General features: G+C 37.5%; 2 protein-coding genes. Both read right to left on the bottom strand.

Translation table 11 applies throughout. From position 1 onward, the window contains the following. Positions 1 to 749: IS5 family transposase (locus ACED42_RS21595; protein WP_371704113.1), on the bottom strand; the 749-nt coding region annotated here is incomplete at its 3' end. 178 nt (positions 750 to 927) lie between these two features. Beyond that, on the bottom strand, positions 928 to 2,763 hold the full coding sequence (locus ACED42_RS21590) for a leukocidin family pore-forming toxin (protein WP_017100264.1): 1,836 nt from the start codon (positions 2,761 to 2,763) through the stop codon (positions 928 to 930). Positions 2,764 to 2,963: the final 200 nt, after the last annotated feature.

The raw sequence follows: 2,963 nt of genomic DNA, 5'->3' as shown, positions 1-2,963 counted from the left end.
CCATACCGCTCTTTCCAATACTTATTTGAGCCGTATAACTTCTGGCAACCCACGGCGAGATTTCGAGGGTGACCACGCTCCCAGAAGGCTGCCCCTTCTCTTGGGGGAATAAGCGCAATGGCTCCCTTAATCTTAATAGCAGCGTGACACGCTCTCGTGTCGTAAGCGCCATCACCAGACACCTCAAGGATACTTCGGCGTGTTTGTTTCAGTAGGTTCGGGAGTACTTCTCCATCTGTAACCGTCGATAAACTTAGCTCAGCGGCAATGATCTCATGAGTGTTGGTATCGACGGCAATATGAAGCTTTCGCCAGACTCTACGCTTGCCATCCGTCCCATGTTTTTTGACTTTCCATTCACCTTCGCCATAAACCTTAAGGCCAGTAGCATCAATAGCTAGGTGCTGTATCGCTCCTCTCGTTTTAGTCTTAAATGAAACCTCAACTTGCTTGGCTCTACGACTGATGCAGGTGTAATGCGGACAACTTAACGGTACATGGGCTAACCTAAATATCGAGTCGATAAATCCTTGCAGCGCTCTCAATGGCATAGAAAAAACTCGTTTCACCATGAGTGCTGTCGTGATAGCTAAATCACTGAACCGACGCGGCCTCCCGCGATTATTCTGTTTGCTTTGCGCCCAGCCGCTTATCGCCTCTTCATCAATCCAAAAGGTCAGAGAGCCACGGTTAATGAGTGATTGATTGTATTGCTTCCAGTTGGTTGTTTTATAACGAGGTTTAGGCATAGGGCTACGAGAGGGAGTGAATGTAGCTGAGCAGATCGTAGGTTCTGGATTTAGTTCCATTGAATTACGCAACAAAGCCGGTTGGCCTGTCACACCTCTAACTAGATTTGCGACAGAACCGTATTTTAGTACTCGTAAGTTTAATAACCTTGAGTTATTACTCTCAAGGGAAAAAATGTCACATATTAAATATATCCGTGTATGACGAGAACATTGAAACTGAGTTGATATTATCCTCAGCTTTTTTCTCTTTCGGAATTAATTTAATTTCTCCTTCATTTACAGTATAACCAAGGCTACTTCCAGTAAATGAATTCTCTAGTTCATCTTTGTCATCTATCCATTTCCATCTTTGTGTTCGCTTTAAACTGCAAGGGCTGACTTTTTTAATGTTACTAGCATCCAAGCACATACCTGGTTGGCTTGTACTCTGATATCGATTAAGTGTATCGAAAATAAATGACTGCTTTAGTTCGGATATATTACAAGTATCAGAATTAACACTGAGGTTTTTATTAACACTTACACATTTATTGTTAAATTTACCCAATTGTAAATTAACCGGCTTTCCGCCAATAAATACAGGATTATCCCAATCAACAGTGAATTTAATATCTTTTTTTACATTTTTAATTTTAAAGTCTTTTTCATTAGGATAATAATATCTTAGGACTTCCCAAGATGGGATTTCTGAATAATAACGATACCCAGTAATTCCAACCGATGAGGATATACTAATGTCTGTTGTCCCTGTGGTCGCAGGTTCAGAATAATAGATTACTTCCATTTTGGGTGTGAAGTTTGCGTACCCTATTGGATTGATTAAGTGTAACCTCCCAAAATAATTTTTTCTGACTGTTACTCCATATGGCGATTCATCTTTTTGTATCGCATGTGGTGAATTATATTGCTCTCTAGACCATTTGAAAGATACATGTTGAGGGCTTTTTGACGATTTCGTTACCGCATAATCAAATGTTTTATATGATAACCACTTGGATTCTGTCCATGACGCGTTGGCATTTAGACTAATTTTGGGTGATGTTTTATCTGCACCAACATCACCTCCAATACCAAATTGAAAAGTTGATACTTCCTTCTTATCATAATTTACATTTAAATTTGTTGCTGGAATGGTTCTTAAAATACTTGTTTTATTATTTGATGCCATCATTTCAAACGTATAGTTTTGTGCTATTGCGGATGACACCCATTCAGATTCAATCCCACCACTTGGCCAAACAATGCCTCTTGAGGCTAAGTACATCGAATATATTTCAGGGTTTAGACTAATCCCTGCGCCAGTGGTTGAATCATCAATGCCAACTCTTACTATTTTAGCATCAGGCGTTGCTGAGCCGATTGTTCCGAACGCAAGGGAGCGTTGCATGTTTATCTTATAAACAAGCGAAATGTTAGCATTTTTACAAAGATGCCGCGATCTATCTCCTAATTGGGTGTTCCAAGTGATATCACATTCAGAATCAGTAATTTGTTTAGTCGCATTATAATATCTAGAAATACTCGGTACCGGTGAGTGTACTACTGGGGTGTTTGATGTTGAACGTTTTTGCCTTTTTGGTGCAGGTTTACTCAAAATTGGGATATTTGTGTCATATCTATCCTTGATCTCTGTAAACATAACGTTATGGTTATGTTCAGTTATTGCAATATAATCAGATTCCAATGAAATACCAAATACCTTTCTAAAGACATGTTTTGCCTTTATTTTTTCTTTATTTCCTTCTATTTCACTAAAATCAACCAGATAACGATAACCATTATTTACAATTAAATCAATTGCATTTTCAATGCCATTTGAATAAATTCCTGATTCTAACCAATACTTTGCATTTATATAAACCAAGTCTGAATTATCAACCATATCACTCATTATATGTATTGATTCACCAACGGGAATGTTTATACCTTCTTGCAGTGTATCGCTAGCTAAAACTGATCTAGATATTAAAACTGATGTTACTAAAATTCCTATTAAATTCAAACGTTTCATAATACTCCTAAATATTTTTTAGTTTTAAAATTAATATGATGGTACTTTGTTGGCACCTTAAATTAATCACTTATAACCTTGATGATTAAGTTTATCATTATACATATAAATTCATAATGGAAAGGTGATTTATGGCTCAATTTATGGGCTTTGTTGCGTAATTCAGTGGAACTAAATCCAGAACCTACGATCTGATCAGC

It is taken from the genome of Vibrio sp. FF145 (genome assembly GCF_041439075.1).
Lineage (GTDB): Bacteria > Pseudomonadota > Gammaproteobacteria > Enterobacterales > Vibrionaceae > Vibrio > Vibrio tasmaniensis_A.
This window is presented reverse-complemented; position numbering and strand designations above follow the sequence as displayed.

Bases quoted from the DNA above. Each gene is read 5' to 3' on its own strand.
- ACED42_RS21590 (WP_017100264.1), bottom strand. From the start codon at position 2,763: ATGAAACGTTTGAATTTAATAGGAATTTTAGTAACATCAGTTTTAATA.